Here is an 18,083-nt window from a genome sequence, read left to right on the forward strand (position 1 = left end):
AAATATGTTTTAAAACTTAGCATTTATTAAACAGACTTTCAGAATGAATTAAAGCCTTATAACGCAATCCCACATTTATTTATAAAAAACCCGCTATCGCCTGTTTAAATTAATGTAATTTAGCGCTCACTTAGTTATGCATTTAGAATATAATATAAATTGGATATTTAGTTTAGATCCTTTTACTAAATGGATTTAAAATGAATAAGAAACATAATCACATAGTTATTTATGTTATTCTATTCATTACCCTGCTCTGTTTCATTCCTTTGAGCCATTTGAAATTTGACTTTGCCCTGGATCATATGTTTCCAATACATGATCCTGATGTAACGTATTACGAAGATTTTCAAAGAAAATTTCATACGGATATCGATGAAGAAGTCATCTTTATTGGTCTTAAGAATTACAAAGGGATTTTTCAAATTGAATTTTTAAGAAAAGTAGATACACTCACCCAATATATATCCAAGCTGAATTACATTGCAAAAGTATATTCACTAACCAATTCAAGTTTTATTTCTTTACACAATGGTACCTTTAGTGCTGCGCCATTAATTCACATCAATCAACCTGATCAATACCAAGCTGATTCCATCCTATTGTTTAATTCAGAAGAATATAGACAATTACTCATTTCTAAAAAAGGTAACTCCATTGCCATTGCAGCATTTAATCAACCCTGGCTCACTCATTTACAAAAGCGACAGCTGTTATTCCAGATTCAGAAAAAACTAAATGCCCTTCAATTTAATGAATCGCATCTGGCTGCTAAAATCAGAATTGAAACTACTTATATTGAAGAAATTAAAAAAAATATAAAAATCTATCTCCTTGTCTCAATACTTATAGTCGTTTTGGCTTTATATTTTATATTCAAATCATGGAATGCCATTATCATATCATTGATCATTATTTTTATCTCTAATATTTGGTCATTGGCTATAATTTCGATAAGTGGTTATCCAGTGGATGTTTTAACCAGTTTGTTACCTCCCGTATTGTCCATTATATGCATGTCGAATATCATACACCTTTCTACCAAATATAACACACTATTGAGTCTTGGAACTTCGAAAGAAGATGCATTAACCAGGACTTTTAATGAATTAAAAGTCCCAACCTTTTTTGCAGCTTTGACAACAGCAGTAGGTTTTTTTACATTAAGTATTACGGATATATTGCCCATAAGAACATTTGGAATATTTATGGGAATAGGTGTTTTACTTGCATTTGTCATATCATATCTTTTCCTTCAATCATATTATCATATTACAACAGAGCCAGCTCCTATTCAGCATAACAAACACAATAAACAATGGTCCTTACTACTAAATTGGAGTTATAGTCAAGTTGTTAAACATAAAATAAAAATATTGGCTTTCACTTGCCTGCTAATGATTGTTTCACTTTATTATATTTTTAAAATTCAAATAAACGGAAGTCTGTTGGAAGAAATTCCTGCTCGCAATGCACTACTTTCAGATTATGAATTTATTGAAAACGAGTTTTATGGCACCAGAAATTTTGAAATGGAACTTGTCTTGCTAAACACCAATGATTCACTTGTTAATCTGGAAAGGCTCAGAGAAGTAGAAGTGATTCAAGGCATCTTACATGATAGTTTAAATATTGCCTGCATCATTTCTCCACTATCCTTATACAAAGGAACAAATAAAGTATTTCATGGCGGTGATCAGGCATTTTTTAGCTTGCCTTCAAGTCAGGATCAAATTAATGATTATACTTTAAAAATTAACCAAACTCAATATCGGGATGAATGGCTCCGTTATTATGCAGAGGATCTAAAATCATTAAGAATTAGCGGCAAACTTCCGGACTTAACTATTAAAGAATTCGAAGGGTTAAGTCATCGTTTTGAAAAATATTTTAACAAGCTCAATTTTAAAAATAATTATACTTACAAATTCACAGGATCTTCAATAATATTCGACAAAATAGCCTATTCATTAACTAACAATTTATTGAATGGATTAATCATTGCCTTTATATTGATTGGATTGATTGGGTATTATATGATGAAATCTTATAGGATGGTAGTCATATCTTTGATCCCGAACTTTCTTGCACTTTTGATTATGGCAGGCATCATGGGCTTATTGGGCATCCATTTAAAAGCAGATACTGCAGTTATTTTTTCCATCTCATTTGGTATAGCAGTGGACAATACCATACATTTTTTAAATCGATTCAAACTTGAATTGAAGTTAGACCTTACCATTTCCAATGCTTTGCGCAGAACTTTCTTAGAAGTTGGAAGACCAATGATGATTACTACATTGATCTTACTACTTGGTTTTCTCTCTCTATTAACTTCGAGTTTTGGTGGAACTTTTTACATTGGACTTTTAATTTCGATTAGTCTGCTCTTTGCGCTTATATTAAACTTAACGATACTGCCCATCTTGATCTGGTATTTTTATAAAAACTAATTTAAAAAATGAATTCATATCCCATTTCTTTTTTAAAAGTTAATAACATAACCGATTCAAATCTTCCCCAATAAATAACATTAGAAATTTGAAGAATCTTCTTAATTTTTCTAATAGCATTTAGGATTACAATTTTACATGATAATGATCAACTTAAACCTTAACTTGGTAAATTCATTGGAATTCACTTCGCCCTTTTATCATATGATCTTTTTGGAGAAACAATGAATTGCAATAACTGCCCTTTTCAATGAATTAGAATAGTAAAAAGTGTTAAAATTCAAAAAAACAAAATATTTATACCCTGATAGTTTGTAAATTCCTTACTTTTATCACCTGCTTAAGCATCCTTTTAAGTCCGCTTTACGTATAAGTCATTTAAATCGTCATTCATGAAGTTATTTTCTCAATTGGTATTTTTGATATTAGTGATCAGCTCCAAACTCGCAAGTCAACAGTGGGGCGATTATACACTCATAGCTCCAAATAATTCGACAACAGCACAACTTGTAGATACTGACGCAGTTGTAGTAAAAACCTGGAATCTGAACGGCAGTATGACCGGATATTCATCACACCTGATGCCGGGTGGCTTTCTTTGGCGCACGGTAAGATATTCTCCGAACTCCTTTGCAGGTGGAGGGCAGACTGGAAAAGTTCAAAAATTAGCCTGGGATGGAACCTTACTTTGGGATTTTGTCTATTCAACCACCGCTTACAGTATGCATCATGACATATGTCCCATGCCCAACGGAAATGTATTACTCATAAGTTATGAAAAAAGAACAGCTGCTGAAGTTTCTGCAGCTGGATCCACTTTTAATGGAGAAATGTGGCCAGATAAAGTTGTAGAAGTCAAACCAACTGGATTAACTACTGGGGATGTCATTTGGGAATGGAAAGTATGGGATCATCTGGTTCAAAATACGAATGCCTCTAAAGCAAATTATCAATCTTCTATAGTTAATCATCCTGAATTACTCAATATCAACTATAAACCAAGCAAGGACTGGATGCATATGAATGGTGTGGATTACAATCCCATTCTGGATCAAATTGTAGTCAGTTCACATAATTTAAATGAATGGTATGTTATTGATCACAGCACCACAACGCTTGAAGCAGCCGGTCATACCGGTGGAAATTCTGGCAAAGGCGGTGACTTTCTGTACCGTTGGGGCAATCCTGCAGCATATGGAGCTACTGGGACCAACTATTTGAAAGTTACACATGACGCTCATTGGATTCCTGAGACTGCGCCAAATAGTGGTCGTTTAGCTGGATTTAACAATCAAGGCATTTCAAATACCAAATCGTGTGTAGACCAAGTCAATCCACCTCTAAACGGCTATTTATATGACATAACTAGTGGCAAGGCATTTGACCCTTCCATATATACCTACCGACATACAGCTAATGGCTACAGCAGCAATATGGGCAGCTCACAGGAGTTACCCAACGGAAATTTATTAGTCTGCTTAGCCACAGCCGGAACTGTTTATGAAATAAATTCAACAGGGGCTACACTATGGTCCAAAACTTATAATGGTGCTATTCCACAAGCTTTCAGATATTCAAAATGTCAATTAGAAAATCCGGCTCCTCCCATTCCAACAATTATACAGATCGGCACTAGCTTGAATTCATCGGATGCTGCATCCTATCAATGGTATTTAAATGGCCAAGCGATAAAAGATGAACAATCGAAATCCATAACACCAACCAAAGCAGGAATCTATTTAGTACGCACAACCAATGAATTAGGATGTGTCTATCAATATTCTAAAGGATTTAAAATAGAAGAAATCAAATCACTTGGTGCTGATGTTATAATTTCTTCAGATTCCATTTGTATGGGTGATAGTGCGATAATCAGCGCTATTATAAAAAATGGCTCTTCATCAACTAGTTTAACATGGGAATCCAATCCTCCTGGTTTCAATTCCACGCAAACCACAATAAATGTAGCTCCATTGACCTCCACAGAATATATTTTAAAAATCAAAGATGGCTCCAATGAATACAGTTCATCACATTCCATTGTGGTTTTCCCTGCTCCGACTAAGCCGACAATTTCAAGATCAACAAATGATTTAATGTCGACTTCTGCCACTAATTATCAGTGGTTTTTGGATGGCACTGCCATTTCAGGTGCTACAGAACAAATCTTAACTGCAAGCCAAAACGGTATATATCAGGTTCAAATCAGAGATTTGAATGGTTGTCTATCTGAGATATCGGATGGTTTTACCTTTGAATTAACCCAAACAAATGATGTTAATGAATTGGATTGGCAGATCTATCCCAATCCAGTGAAACAAGTTCTTAATATTCATGCACCATCTTTAGACCAACAAAATTATCAAATCAATATATTTAATGCGGTTGGAAAACTCATATGGTCTGATCAAAATACACATGCATTAGATGTAAATCATCTTTCAAATGGTTTATATTTGATTCAATTATCTACACAACAAACTAAGTCCATTCATAAATTCATTTTAATAAAATAATCATATGAAAATCATTTACATCACTCTGTTTTTTTTCAGCTTTACATGCTTTGCGTTTGCAAAAAAAGTAAAATTTGCAGTGGACTTAACAGGTCAACCCATCAGTCCCAATGGCGTTCATATTACCGGAGATTTTCAAGAAATTGCCGGATTTCCTGGTGGAGATTGGACTTCAGATGGTACGCCTTTAACACAAGAAGGAACTTCTTCAATATATAGCATTATCATCGATCTTCCAGCATTTAGAAAATATGAATATAAGTTTGTAAATGGGGATCAGTTTTATGAAGCAGAATTTATTCCAATCGCTTCCAGAGTAGGTTATGACTTCAATGACAATCGTTGGATTTATGTAGATTCAACTTCTTCAGATACCAGTTTTATTGGGGCTATTCGCTTTGGTGAAAATGCTCCGGAAGGAAAAAAAATGATACGCCTGCTAGTTGATATGAAAAATGAAGGCAGTTCGCCTGAAGGTGTTTTTGTAAATGCTAATTTACCTAACTGGAATGAAAATCAATCCAGTTTATATCGGTTTATCGACAACATCTATGAAGCAATATTTTTTGTGGATGCAGGCCTATTTGAATATCAATTTGTAAATGGAAGAATCAGTCCTAAAATTGAAGTTGTGCCCAATGATTGCGCCGTTAATCATTACAGAACCATAAATATTGTATCCGACACAGTCCTCTCAGGAGTTTGCTTTTCTTCATGTGCAGCTTGTAACACAACATCTACCGATCACATGAGCACTAACTTTGAAGAGATGAAAATATCACCAAATCCTGCGAAAGATATAATACACTGTACCTTCATCAACCATTCTGCAGGAACTGTTGAATTATTAAATCCTGTAGGCCAAAGTATCACAACATACAAGTCAAATGGATTAAATCCATTAAATATAGATGCCTCCTCTTTAAAATCAGGCATATATTTCATTCGATATAAAAATGAAAAAAATAAGGTTTACCAAATTAAAAAAGTAACACTACTATAAAATGAAAATGAAATCTAATTACCTTTTTGTTGCTATCTTTCTGTATATTTCAAACATTGGTGCTCAACAATCTTTCTATGAACTCAATCAAATACAAACGATTGAAATCACATTTGCAGAATCAAATTGGGATCAAATTTTAGATAGCCTAAAAGCAACTACAGAAGGGTATTTTTCAGCAAGCAAGGTTGTTATTAATGGAACGTCATTCTTGAATGTCGGTGTTAAGTATAAAGGTAATAGTTCTTATGATGCCACTTCACCAAAAAATCCCTTGCACATTTCATTGGATAAATTCCAGGATCAGAATTATCAAAATATTAAAGACATTAAATTGAGTAATTGCTATGATGATCCTTCCATGATTCGCGAAGTGTTGAGTTATCAAATACTGAAAGATTATATGGAATGTCCTCAAGCGAATTTCGCAAAAGTATATGTCAATGGAACATACATGGGCCTTTATTCTAATGTAGAAGATATCAGCAAATCATTTTGCGCTGATCGTTTTTTTTCAAAAAAAGGAAATACGTTCTTTAAATGTAGTCCCGTAGTTAAACCTGGACCAAATACAAAAAGTAATCTCAAATATATTTCCTCTGATAGTACAGCTTATTACAACTTCTATGAATTGAAATCAAATTCCGGATGGAGTGACTTGATTTCCTTAGCCAATACTCTTTCTAACAATCCAACTTCAGCACCAAATGAACTTGATATGGATCGCATAATATGGATGCTGGCTTACAACAATTTATTGGTTAATCTGGATAGTTATTCAGGTGCATTTTGTCAAAACTATTATTTGTATAAAGATAATACAGGTTTGTTCAACCCCATCATTTGGGACTTGAATCTTTCCTTCGGGGGACTCCCTTTTGCGGGGAGTTCGAACAGCAGCTTAGGTAGCCTTAGCAAAGAACAAATGCAACAACTGCCCATTGCATTGCATGCCAATGATCCATATTGGCCATTGATTAATATCATTATGAAAAACACTACATTCAAAAAAATGTATGTTGCACATTTGAAAACGATCCACGATGAAGTATTTCAAAATGACCAATACCTCTCATTAGCTCATTACTTACAATTACTTATCAAAGACGCTGCAAAACAAGACACCAATAAATTCTTTTCCTATACCGCTTTTCAATATGGATTAAATGAAGATCAATCTGTTGGTAATTATATAGTCCCTGGAATTCAAAATTTGATCAATGGCCGCAAAACTTATTTATCATCAACCGCTGAATTCAACTATCTGCAACCCATTATTTCAACACCCAGACTCATATATTCAACTTCAGATAGCATGTGTGTGATTACCGTAAATTCAGAACAATCACAATCCGTTTTTTTGGGATTTAGATTCAACTATGCAACACGTTCTACTCTGCTTCCCATGTATGATGATGGGTTGCATGGTGATGGATTAGCCAATGATCATATTTATGGATTATCTATTAAATCTGACCCTGTAAATAGTCAATTCTATGTTTATGCTGAGAATACCAATGCCGGTAGTTTTTCACCGACACGTGCTGCTTTCAAATATTACACCATAAATGAACTCAACACAACCCATACTGTTAAGCAAACTCATTCTATAGTTTTTAATAATCCTTTTTCAAATAAATTGAGCATCCATTCAAAACTGGATCAACCATCAGACCTTATCATCTATAATGAAATGGGCATTATGATGTTTCAATCTCGTTTTTCTGATGTGATCTCGATCAATACCCAAAATTGGAAGTCCGGCATTTATTTTATTAAGCTTGATCAAGAAATAACAAAAGGCATTTTGACGCGCTAGAATTTAAAATAAAAATAGCGATACATTTTTAATAAATTTTGATTTCACGATCATTCAACATTTAAGTTTTAATTCAAAAGTTCTAGAATGCCAAAACTAATTAATTCTATGATAGCATAAGAATCATAATTGAATGATAATTTTGCAAAACACTCATTCTGATGATTAAATTTGAAACGAATTAGGCAAGTCAATCTCTTACGTTTTTAATTCTTCAAAACTCAATATAACATTCAAATATCCGCTTACCCTAAGCCATATTTTATCTAATGCTCTGGAATTTATACCAAACCCCCTAAAATTAAATGAATCATTCTGAGAGGAATGATGAATATCAATTCAATGCATGATGATCGTCAGCTATTTATCTATAAATGAAACTCATATTTGAGCCGAATTGATATTGTTAATTATTAAAATAAATTTATGAAACTGTTACAATCAAGATATTTTTGGGTAATTACTTCGTTCATCTTATTATTCGGTTATTGGCAGAGTTGCACAAAAGATGATCAAATTCTTGATCTTCCGACATCTTTAACAGGGAAGGAACTAATCTCCAAACTGACCACCACGGCACCTACGATTGATGGAGTTGTTGATGACGTTTGGAAGAATGCTGCAAAGTTGGATTTTGCTGCTACTGTACCTGATCCAGGAAATAATTTGTTCAGTGGATACATCAATGAAACCTATAAAGGAACACTTCGTTCTATGTATGACAATGATTATATCTATTTTTTAGCTGAAATCGTGGATGCTGAAAAAAATGTAAAATCTGCTCCTTGGTATTTTAACCCAACAACCAGTCGTTGGGCACAAGAGCCTACAGCAAGAACTTATAATTCAAGTGGTGTATTAACCCGTGAAGGTTGGGGCGAAGATAAATTGGCATTCTTATGGAATATCGACAACTCGACAGCCAAATTCAATAGCTTAACCTGCTATGCTAGTTGCCATGTGTTTACACCTTATGTCGATTATTCTGTGAGTCCGGCTGTTCCTAAATCCAATGCAAGCAGCGGCAATCACTACACCAATGGTGTTAACGAAAAAATTGACCAATGGTGGTTGCACCCAAATAGAGGATTTCTATTCAATAATATGGATGATAACTACCAAGATTGGGCAGGCGGTCCGAGTGTAACCAACTTAGTTGGTGGTTCTGGTAATGGACGCCATTTTGATGATTTAGTAGTGTCAGGAGCGTCTACAACTTGGCCTTTTACACCGAGTTATACTGCTGATGCGACCCAAGGCTCATTTAATAATCGCCAAAACCTAAAACTAGATGACACTGGTGCTGTAGTAACTGTTCCAGCATGGGTTATACCTAATGAAAATAATTATGAATTTATTCAAGGAACAGATACTTTAGCTGGCGGCAAAGCGGTCAAAATAACTAAAGTAGGTCTCAATGGTGTATTAACTTATAATGGTGGCACCATAGATCCAAATGTTGGTACAGATTATCAACGTGTTGGCGATCCAGTTAGTGGTGGCATTGGTTCTAAAAGTATTCCTGGAGCCATAGTAACTCCAGTCTTAAAAGGACGTGCGGACATCAATTGCTTTTCAAACTACACAGGTTCAGGTTGGGTATACGAGTTCAAACGATTACTCAAGACCTCAGATAAACTTAAACAAGATATAGATTTTACAAAAGATAAAGTAGGAGATCAGTTAGCTGACCAACCATTTGGAGTTGCGGTGTTCAACAAATCAAATTATCAACATGCTATCAAACCTAATTTGCTTTTGAAATTTCAAAAATAACCCTGGAAACTTTTTTCTAATCATTAAACATATAATCATGTTACCAAAGAAAAAATTATTGGGTTTCTTAATATGCCTCGGGATTTTGTTGACTATAAGTTGCTATAAAGACAAAACCGTTTATTTTGATACCGGAGCCGAGATAACCAGATCTGTAAGTTTTACTAATGATATTATTCCTATATTTAATACAAGCTGCAATGTCAGTGGTTGTCATAATTCTGGTGGACAAAAACCAAATCTAACTGAGTCCCGAGCATTTTCATCGCTTACTGATGGAAATTATTTAAATCCATCTTCTCCTGAAAATAGTGTTATCTATTTATGGATGTCTGGTAAAAAGTCAACTCCAATGCCAGTAGGTGGAATAAATAAAGATTACAATGCACTTATCCTTGCTTGGATAAAACAAGGAACGTTAAACAATTAAACAAAAATAATATGAAAAATTTCAATATAATATTTAGCTCCTCTTTTCTGAACACATTAATGACTCTGATTTTCATGTTGATTGGATTCAATATGAATGCACAAGAAATGACAGAAGAATCCAATATAGTAAAAGTAAAGCCTGTTAAAAATACTTTCGAGGGTGTATGGCTAATGGATAATCAAACAGTAATGGTTCCTGTAAAAGGTACGTTCGAATTTGACATTCAACACCGATTTGGAACTGTGAACAATGGCTCGAAAGATCTTTTTGGATTATTTGCCCCTTCGAATATTAGATTAGGTCTAGCTTATGCTTTGATCAATAATCTATTCATTGGTGCGGGATTAACCAAAGAAAGAATGCAAGTAGATTTAAACGCCAAATATGCTTTACTAAAACAAAACACAAATAATCATATTCCGGTCAGTGTTAGCTATTATGGTAATGGAGTTATTGACACAAGGGGAAAAAGTAATTTCAGATATGCCGTTCACCGTTTTTCTTATTTCAATCAATTGATCGTTGCAAGAAAATTTACAGATCAATTTTCCGCTCAAGTGGCACCAAGTTTTTCTTGGTTTAATAATACGGAAGCTTATGTGGACAGCAAAGGTGACATTCAAAGAAAAATGAACAATGGACATTGGGCAATCTCTACTTTAGGAAGATACAAACTGTCTGAAAAATTCTCAATTATTGTTGGATATGATCAACCATTAACTCAACATACAACCAATAATCCGAATCCAAATATTTGTTTTGGCTTTGAGACCACAACAAGTGCACATGCCTTTCAAGTATTTGCAGGTAACTATTCCGGCATAGTTCCTCAAAGCAATAATCTATTTAATCATAATGATTATATGGAAGGTCAATTTTTAATTGGATTCAATATTACCAGATTGTGGAATTTTTAATATGTTTCAAATAAAATTTTTCAAATCATTCATATAAACAATTTAAAATGAAAAAATTACTTGTTATTTCCATTCTAGCATTTAGCATGATTAGCATAAGCTTTACTTTTCTCAGCAAGCAAGGGGATAAGCCATGGGAGGTGCCCGCCAATTATGTTAAAATGAAAAATCCTGTAGCTTCGAACCCTACATCCATCGAAGAAGGCAAAACCTTATACAATAAACATTGCAAATCATGTCATGGTGGTAAAGGTTTGGGCGATGGTTCAAAAGCTGCACAACTTAAAACAGATCCAGGTGATTTTTCTGTAGCAAGTTTTCAGTCTCAATCTGATGGCGCATTGTTTTACAAAACATCTGAAGGCAGAGATGACATGCCAAGTTTCAAAAAGAAAATTCCAGATGCAGACGAACGTTGGAGTATTATTAATTTCATAAGAACATTGAAAAAATAATACCATGAACTGACAAAATAACTTTGATGAATACTATTCCACAACAGGAAATATTAAGGTTATTTTGTCTATTTTTTTGTCATTTATCCACTCATTTCAATCAAGATATGTTGTGCAGCCATTGTATACATTCAACTAAACGATAATGGAAACTAAATCAAATATACTTTCTCGTAAAAAATTCATTTTGTGGGGCACAGCCTTCATTGCAGGAATATCTGCATTTAAGTTTTTTCCAAAAACTAAAAAGCCGGAGAATGTGATGTGCAATGACTCCGTAAAAATGCTAACCCAAGATGGTAGATTAGTCGTTATTAAAAAAAGCGATATAAACACTCCTAGTCAAAAAATATCCAATGAAGAATTACAACATTGGGTTAATAATAAATAGACCAATAAAAAAAACAAAATGGAAAATAATCATTCTTCCAGAAGGGAATTCTTAACATCAGGATTGTTGACATTAGCTTTAGCTACAGCTTGTGACACAAAAGATAATCCATTTACTCCTGAAGGCGATGTGGAATTAACCGGCGAAAAAGTCAAACTCCTCTCTGTAACCGGAGAGATCATTGAAATCGATAAAGCTTATTTAAAACCTGTACCTGACCTTCCTACTTTAAGCAATCATGAAGAAAGACAAGGCATTGCAGGAAAGAAATTTGTAATGGTTATTGATTTATCCCGATGTAAAAATTTAAAAAAATGTCAGGAAGCATGCAATCATATGCATTTTGTGAACCCGGGACAGAGCTGGATCAAAGTTCACTCCATGCAAGACGCTGAGCTGTCTTCCCCTTATTGGCAACCAACCACATGCATGCATTGTGATGAACCACCATGCGTTAAAGTATGTCCGGTAGACGCCACTTTTAAACGACAAGATGGTATTGTTTCCATAGATAGTGATCGGTGTATCGGATGTCGGTTTTGTATGGCTGCATGTCCATATTCCACCAGAGTATTCAATTGGGATGCACCTGAGATGCCTGTTGAGGTTGCGCAAAAACACTACTCATGTGAGACGAGTGTACCTCAAAAAAAAGGTACTGTAGGTAAATGTGATTTCTGCCCGGATATGGTTAGGAAAGGCGAATTACCACATTGTGTATCAGCATGTCCTAATGGTGTATTTATGTTTGGTGATATCCATGAAGATTCTGTAACCAATGGCGCTGAAACATTTCGCTTTAGTGAATTAATAAAAGATAAAGCAGGATATCGCCTTATGGAAGATCTAGGCACAAAACCAAGTGTATATTATTTACCTCCGGTCAATAGAAATTTCCCTTACGAATCCGGACTTGAAAATGCGAACCCTGATGACGCCCATAACCATTAAATATTAAGATCGTGAAAAATACTAACGTTTTAACCAGCGAACAAATAACCCAAGATCTATTACCGCAAAAATTTGGCAAAAGTGGAATGATTTGGACCGGTATACTTATAGTCATTTGTTTAGTTGGCGCCTATGCCTATTTCCTTCAATTAAGAGATGGTCTTCAGGTAACCAACATGCGCGATTATGTATCCTGGGGTATTTATATTTCTAATTTTGTTTTTTTTGTAGCCATAAGTTTAGTGGGATCACTAATAACTGCAATCTTCCGTTTAGCCAATGTCAAATGGGCAACACCGCTTACAAGAATTGCTGAGATCATAGCAGTTTCAGCTATAGTGTTCGCTTCATTAATAATTATCGTGGATATGGGGCGCCCTGAACGAGTATTGAATTTATTTCTACATGGCCGAATTCAATCCCCAATTATGTGGGACGTTATAGTCATCAGTACTTATTTTGTCATTAGTTTATTATTGCTTTATTTTCCATTGTTACCGGATCTCAAAATACTTATAAAATTCAAAGAAAAATCAGGTAATGCACTTCATAAATTGTACAAATTTCAAGGTTCATTCTGGAAAGGATCTTCAGAGCAATTCAAAATTAGTGAAAAAGCCATCACGATACTTTGTATTGCAATAATCCCTGTGGCTTTTAGTATCCATACCGTAACCTCTTGGCTTTTTGCAACAACTTATAGACCCGGATGGGACAGCACCAATTTTGGTGCCTATTTTATCTCGGGTGCCTTTCTAGTAGGTTCAGGGGGTGTTGTAGTAGCTATGTATGTTTTTAGAAAATTCTATCATCTTGAAAAATATATTCAAGAAATGCACTTTGATAAAATGGGTAGAATAGTCGTTATGTTAGCCCTACTCTACCTTTATTTTAATATTAATGAATACATGGTTCCGGCTTTCAAAATGAAAAAATCAGAAGAAGCACATATCATTGGATTGTTATCAGGTGAATTCTCAATGATGTTTTGGTTTGCTATAATAGTCGGAATGATTATTCCTATAATTGTTTTATTATTTAAGCGTGGGAGAAAACCTTTACCCATGTTTGTGGTAGGCATTATGATTGTAGTAGGTGCATGGTTCAAAAGATATTTGATCGTAACACCAACATTATTACATCCATTTTTACCGATACAAGATGTACCTGCAAGTTATCATCATTATTACCCTAGTTGGCAGGAATGGGCCATAGCCATGGGCTCCCTATCAGGTGCTCTTTTAGTGATTACATTCTTTGCACGCATCTACCCTATTATTCCTATTCAAGAAACGATAACTGAACAAAATGAAAAACATGAAAACGAATAAATATATTGGTCTAATAGTTTCAATTTTATTTCTTTCTCTAGGCTATAAACTCGATGCCCAAAAAGATTCGGTCAAGAGTAAAGAAATCATAAAACTTAGTTATTACAACCATAACAGTGTACAATACATACTCATTGATCATTTCAATAAAAAAGGAAAACAACTAACGCCAATTAGCGATCAGTCATTCTATCTATATTTAGATTCTATTGGAGCTGATCATAAAATAGCTTCCGTCACAACGGACATGAATGGTAAAGCCAAATGTTATATCCCTCCTTCATTAAAATCAATTTGGGATGCTAAACCTATGCATACGTTTATGGCAGCCAAAGATGCCGATGCAGAAGAATCGGATTCAGACCTTGAAATCACTAAATCAAAAATAGAAATAGATACAGCGACTGAGGATGGTGTGAGCCATATCATTGCGAAAGTGATGAAAGCTGAGAACCATTCATGGATTGCAGCAGATGAAGTAGAATTAAAAGTTGGCATTCAAAGATTGGGTGGCATGTTATCCGCAGGTGAAGAAGAAACCTACACAACGGATACCAGTGGTTCTGTAAGTGTAGATTTAAATAAAGCACATTTACCAGGTGATGAAAGTGGTAATATCGTATTAGTTGCCAAAGTAGACGATCATGAACAGTTTGGTAATTTGCTGTTTGATCTATCTGTCCCTTGGGGAGTACCCACAACCATTGATCAAAACTTTTTTAACCAAAGAACACTTTGGTCCACTCAATTCAGGACTCCATTTTGGCTACTGTTTATGGCCTATTCGATCGTCATTGGAGTTTGGGGTACTATTTTCTATTTGATTTTTCAAATCGTAAAAATCAAAAAAATAGGAGATCGCACGACTGCTGTTTAGCGTCATGTCAACAATTCATGTAATAACAGAAAATTAACTGGTTCAATAAGTTTCATTATCAACCCGCTTTTTATACCAAGGAAATAATATCCATTATTGACGCAAGTCCTGATGCCTCATTGACTCCAATTTAGGAGTTGTACTATTCCATTCATTCATGAATTCATTAATAACCCTATGTCAAATACATATGGAGGTTTTCATCTTGTCATGGACGGGGCAAGATGTTTTAGGATTTATTTATTAAGCCGTATAGCTATTTTAGGACAAGACAAGGACACGGCAGATCCGAGGATAAGCCGTGGATAAGCCGTGGAAAAGGCGTGAACAAGCCGTGGGCACTTGCTGGAGAATTGCACTGTAATACATGCATAAGTTTCTTAAATGCAATACATCAATAATAAACCTTAAATACCAATATTACATCAATTACGCATGTAACATGTAGAACCTTGTGGTCAGAGTTCGTTAGAATTCACTGCTTAGTTTTCGGAAATAATTATTCTAATAATAAGGTAATCAGACTACAAGCAGTAAAGGAATTCCTAAGCATAGATTGGTTGTAGAACCTACTTTTGTATTAGAACAGAAGAAAAATTACCCCTATAATTATTTTACAAAAATTTATTTCGCAAGTTTACCCTGTCATCCGGATAAGTTGCGATATATTTGTCAAGGAGGAGAATGGATAGATATTAATAATTAAAAAGTCGTTAAATCAATTTGCTCTATAACTCTTTAAATAATTGAAAATCAAATAATTAACAGTGTTTATTTATATAAAATAAACACATGTTTTATAAAAACATGCGTAAAGTGAAAAGTTAGCGGTCAGCTTAAAACGACACACTACAACGACAAGAAAATAAAAAAGACAATACTGCTTAACATATTATGCAAATATTAGAGACAGAAAATTTTACGGAAAACACGTTAAATGAAATCATAAATTCTTGTTTAGAAGAAAGTATTAATATTGAGTTTAAATCGGCTCAAGCTTTATCAAAAGACAATTCTGTAAAAAAAGAGATTTCAAAAGACATTTCAGCGTTTGCAAATTCAGACGGTGGGCTTATTTTTTATGGTATAAACGAAGAAAATCACATTGCGACCTCAGTTTCATTTATTGACGGGAACACTTTTACAAAAGAATGGCTTGAAAACGTTATCATTTCAAACATTCAACCGAAAATAATAGACCTGAAAATATTTCCAATAAGGTTTAACAATGATTTTAGCCAAACAGTATATGTAGTGAAAATCCCAAACTCCAACTCTTCTCCACATATTAACGGAGACAAAAAATATTATAGACGTTTTAATTTTCAGTCTGTTCCTATGGAGGAATATGAAATTAGAAATTTATATCTAAGACAGAGAGAAAGCAAAGTTTATCCTGAGACACTATTAGTAAAACCAGACTACGAACATACAACGGACGACAATTACTCGTTTTATGTAGAAATTCAAATAGTAAATGACGGGCAATTTGTCTCCGAAAAATATAAAGTTGCTTGTAATATCAGCAAAGCAAGTGGAATAGGTATCAGTTACGACAGGACAAAAAATTATAGTGTAACGAACAAAGGAGAAAATGGAATTAAAATTTCAAACAACGATATAGTGCCATTATTTCCTAATGAACTTTTTAATGTTTTGAGTTTCACAATAAATATCCCAAAAGACTATTTTGAAGAAATAACGCAGAGATTAGAATTTAAAATTTTCACGTTTAGCATAACTGAAATGGACGAAACTACTATGGACTTAAATGACTTATTGATAAAAACTAAGAAACAATATTATGAATAAAGCCGAACCGCTAACAGCACATTTGCAATAGGCGGGGTTTCGTGCTCCGCAGACAGTTTAGTGGTAGCCGAAAGGTTTGTGCTCCGCATCATCATTAGTACTGAAAAGCCCGCCCATCGCAAATCTGCAAACCGTTATAGTCAATAAAGAATGATGAGACGAATAATTCAAATATTATTGACCATTTTGGCTATAGTTAATGTAACAATAGCTCAAAATGGATTGGAATGTTCTATTAATTTTCCTGACACACTTTTGTTAGGGCAATCGATGTATTTTCAATATTCAATTCATAATCGTTCTAAAAAAACAATTACATTATTTTATGATCCGTATGGACAGAACTTTAATGATTTAAGTAGAGATGAGTCATTCACAGTTAAAGTCTATGACTCAAATAAAAAACTCGTGCCATTAAAAAAATCTATACAAGACGAATTTATAATGGAAAGTAGGCGTGTTGGATATCAAAAACTTTTGTTAAGAGATTCCTTAGTATATATCCATTGGATAGACAATTGGGTTGACTTGGATCGGCCTGGCGAATATACAATACAATGTACTAAAGAATTTAGAATATTAAAAAAAAATAAAAAGAAGGAACAAGTAACTGCTAACTGTATAACAAAATTTGTTGTGCTGCCTTATGACTCTTTAAAATTAGCCAATAATATTCACGATATCTGGTTAAGAGCTACCGAAAATAAAGAATACCCGCCACTTAAACAATTAAATCAAACTCATAAAGAATTCAAAGACCGAAGGGCTCAAAGAAAGGCTGATTATTATTACCACGAAAACCAATTGAAACTACTTTGTAGACTGAAGTCAGAACAGATTATTCCCTATTTAGATCAAATAATGTCAACGTATATAAATACTCACCACATTCAAATGGCGATGGAAGGTCTATCAAAGTTTAATATGAATAAAGAAGTTTTTAATATCATCTCTAAGCCTTTTTTATACGAGGGATTGCGCTTCATGTCTGTAGTAGCAAGAGAAGATCTAATTGAAAGTGTTTTAAATAATCTTAAGTTTTCATCCCTTCATTACCTTTCCAAATTCGAAGATACTCTTTTGGTTCCATTTATGTTAAAACATCAGAATGACAATTCTTATTCTATTAGATTATATATTATGCAACAACTCTACAAGAAGAAGAGCCAATATTCCTTAGAAAATCTTAAGGCCAATCTCTATGATAAAAATGAAACTATTAGATCAGAGGCAAGTAGGTTATTAAAAATGTATGAAATTGAAAATAAAAAGTAACTGGCTATAACAAGCCGTAGCACGATCATGCCGATCTATTGAGACGGCACGAAGGCAACAGCTAAAACGTTACA

The 18,083-nt window shown here is 34.0% G+C and carries 14 protein-coding genes; all 14 read left to right on the forward strand.

What is annotated here, in order from left to right:
* Window positions 1–200: 200 nt before the first annotated feature.
* The 14 genes from IPK88_19120 (at window position 201) to IPK88_19185 (ending at window position 18,009) form a co-directional block, all read left to right on the forward strand.
* Window positions 201–2,453, forward strand: coding sequence for an MMPL family transporter (locus IPK88_19120; protein MBK8245547.1), 2,253 nt, complete (start codon window positions 201–203; stop codon window positions 2,451–2,453).
* A 392-nt stretch (window positions 2,454–2,845) separates the two neighbouring features.
* Entirely contained in the window at window positions 2,846–4,969 is a 2,124-nt protein-coding gene (locus IPK88_19125) for an aryl-sulfate sulfotransferase (protein MBK8245548.1), read from the forward strand.
* Window positions 4,970–4,973: 4 nt separating this feature from the next.
* Entirely contained in the window at window positions 4,974–5,972 is a 999-nt protein-coding gene (locus IPK88_19130; GenBank protein ID MBK8245549.1) for a T9SS type A sorting domain-containing protein, read from the forward strand.
* A gap of 7 nt (window positions 5,973–5,979) precedes the next feature.
* Window positions 5,980–7,791, forward strand: coding sequence for a CotH kinase family protein (locus IPK88_19135; protein MBK8245550.1), 1,812 nt, complete (start codon window positions 5,980–5,982; stop codon window positions 7,789–7,791).
* A gap of 426 nt (window positions 7,792–8,217) precedes the next feature.
* A complete protein-coding gene (locus IPK88_19140; protein MBK8245551.1) occupies window positions 8,218–9,567 on the forward strand; it encodes a hypothetical protein in 1,350 nt (449 codons plus the stop codon).
* 37 nt (window positions 9,568–9,604) lie between these two features.
* On the forward strand, window positions 9,605–9,997 hold the full coding sequence (locus IPK88_19145) for a hypothetical protein (protein ID MBK8245552.1): 393 nt from the start codon (window positions 9,605–9,607) through the stop codon (window positions 9,995–9,997).
* An 11-nt stretch (window positions 9,998–10,008) separates the two neighbouring features.
* Window positions 10,009–10,917, forward strand: coding sequence for a hypothetical protein (locus tag IPK88_19150; protein ID MBK8245553.1), 909 nt, complete (start codon window positions 10,009–10,011; stop codon window positions 10,915–10,917).
* 86 nt (window positions 10,918–11,003) lie between these two features.
* The gene (locus IPK88_19155) at window positions 11,004–11,372 is read left to right on the forward strand and encodes a cytochrome c (GenBank protein MBK8245554.1); all 369 of its coding nucleotides are present in this window, start codon (window positions 11,004–11,006) and stop codon (window positions 11,370–11,372) included.
* 145 nt (window positions 11,373–11,517) lie between these two features.
* Complete coding sequence (locus IPK88_19160) at window positions 11,518–11,763, forward strand: hypothetical protein (protein MBK8245555.1); 246 nt, start codon at window positions 11,518–11,520, stop codon at window positions 11,761–11,763.
* A gap of 18 nt (window positions 11,764–11,781) precedes the next feature.
* Window positions 11,782–12,714, forward strand: coding sequence for a 4Fe-4S dicluster domain-containing protein (locus IPK88_19165; GenBank protein MBK8245556.1), 933 nt, complete (start codon window positions 11,782–11,784; stop codon window positions 12,712–12,714).
* Window positions 12,715–12,800: 86 nt separating this feature from the next.
* Window positions 12,801–14,045: a polysulfide reductase NrfD gene (nrfD, locus tag IPK88_19170; protein MBK8245557.1), complete on the forward strand. Its 1,245-nt coding sequence runs from the start codon at window positions 12,801–12,803 to the stop codon at window positions 14,043–14,045.
* The gene (locus tag IPK88_19175; protein MBK8245558.1) at window positions 14,032–14,922 is read left to right on the forward strand and encodes a hypothetical protein; all 891 of its coding nucleotides are present in this window, start codon (window positions 14,032–14,034) and stop codon (window positions 14,920–14,922) included. Before nrfD ends, IPK88_19175 begins: the two co-directional genes overlap by 14 nt.
* A gap of 894 nt (window positions 14,923–15,816) precedes the next feature.
* The gene (locus IPK88_19180) at window positions 15,817–16,734 is read left to right on the forward strand and encodes an ATP-binding protein (protein ID MBK8245559.1); all 918 of its coding nucleotides are present in this window, start codon (window positions 15,817–15,819) and stop codon (window positions 16,732–16,734) included.
* A 153-nt stretch (window positions 16,735–16,887) separates the two neighbouring features.
* Window positions 16,888–18,009: a hypothetical protein gene (locus IPK88_19185; protein MBK8245560.1), complete on the forward strand. Its 1,122-nt coding sequence runs from the start codon at window positions 16,888–16,890 to the stop codon at window positions 18,007–18,009.
* Window positions 18,010–18,083: the final 74 nt, after the last annotated feature.

It is taken from the genome of Candidatus Defluviibacterium haderslevense (genome assembly GCA_016712225.1).
GTDB classification, from domain to species: domain Bacteria; phylum Bacteroidota; class Bacteroidia; order Chitinophagales; family Saprospiraceae; genus Vicinibacter; species Vicinibacter haderslevensis.

Excerpts from the sequence above, each read along its gene's own strand:
- IPK88_19120 (MBK8245547.1), top strand. The coding sequence starts at position 201 with ATGAATAAGAAACATAATCACATAGTTATTTATGTTATTCTATTCATT.
- IPK88_19125 (MBK8245548.1), top strand. The coding sequence starts at position 2,846 with ATGAAGTTATTTTCTCAATTGGTATTTTTGATATTAGTGATCAGCTCC.
- IPK88_19130 (MBK8245549.1), top strand. The coding sequence starts at position 4,974 with ATGAAAATCATTTACATCACTCTGTTTTTTTTCAGCTTTACATGCTTT.
- IPK88_19135 (MBK8245550.1), top strand. The coding sequence starts at position 5,980 with ATGAAATCTAATTACCTTTTTGTTGCTATCTTTCTGTATATTTCAAAC.
- IPK88_19140 (MBK8245551.1), top strand. The coding sequence starts at position 8,218 with ATGAAACTGTTACAATCAAGATATTTTTGGGTAATTACTTCGTTCATC.
- IPK88_19145 (MBK8245552.1), top strand. The coding sequence starts at position 9,605 with ATGTTACCAAAGAAAAAATTATTGGGTTTCTTAATATGCCTCGGGATT.
- IPK88_19150 (MBK8245553.1), top strand. The coding sequence starts at position 10,009 with ATGAAAAATTTCAATATAATATTTAGCTCCTCTTTTCTGAACACATTA.
- IPK88_19155 (MBK8245554.1), top strand. The coding sequence starts at position 11,004 with ATGATTAGCATAAGCTTTACTTTTCTCAGCAAGCAAGGGGATAAGCCA.
- IPK88_19160 (MBK8245555.1), top strand. The coding sequence starts at position 11,518 with ATGGAAACTAAATCAAATATACTTTCTCGTAAAAAATTCATTTTGTGG.
- IPK88_19165 (MBK8245556.1), top strand. The coding sequence starts at position 11,782 with ATGGAAAATAATCATTCTTCCAGAAGGGAATTCTTAACATCAGGATTG.
- nrfD (MBK8245557.1), top strand. The coding sequence starts at position 12,801 with ATGATTTGGACCGGTATACTTATAGTCATTTGTTTAGTTGGCGCCTAT.
- IPK88_19175 (MBK8245558.1), top strand. The coding sequence starts at position 14,032 with ATGAAAACGAATAAATATATTGGTCTAATAGTTTCAATTTTATTTCTT.
- IPK88_19180 (MBK8245559.1), top strand. The coding sequence starts at position 15,817 with ATGCAAATATTAGAGACAGAAAATTTTACGGAAAACACGTTAAATGAA.
- IPK88_19185 (MBK8245560.1), top strand. The coding sequence starts at position 16,888 with ATGAGACGAATAATTCAAATATTATTGACCATTTTGGCTATAGTTAAT.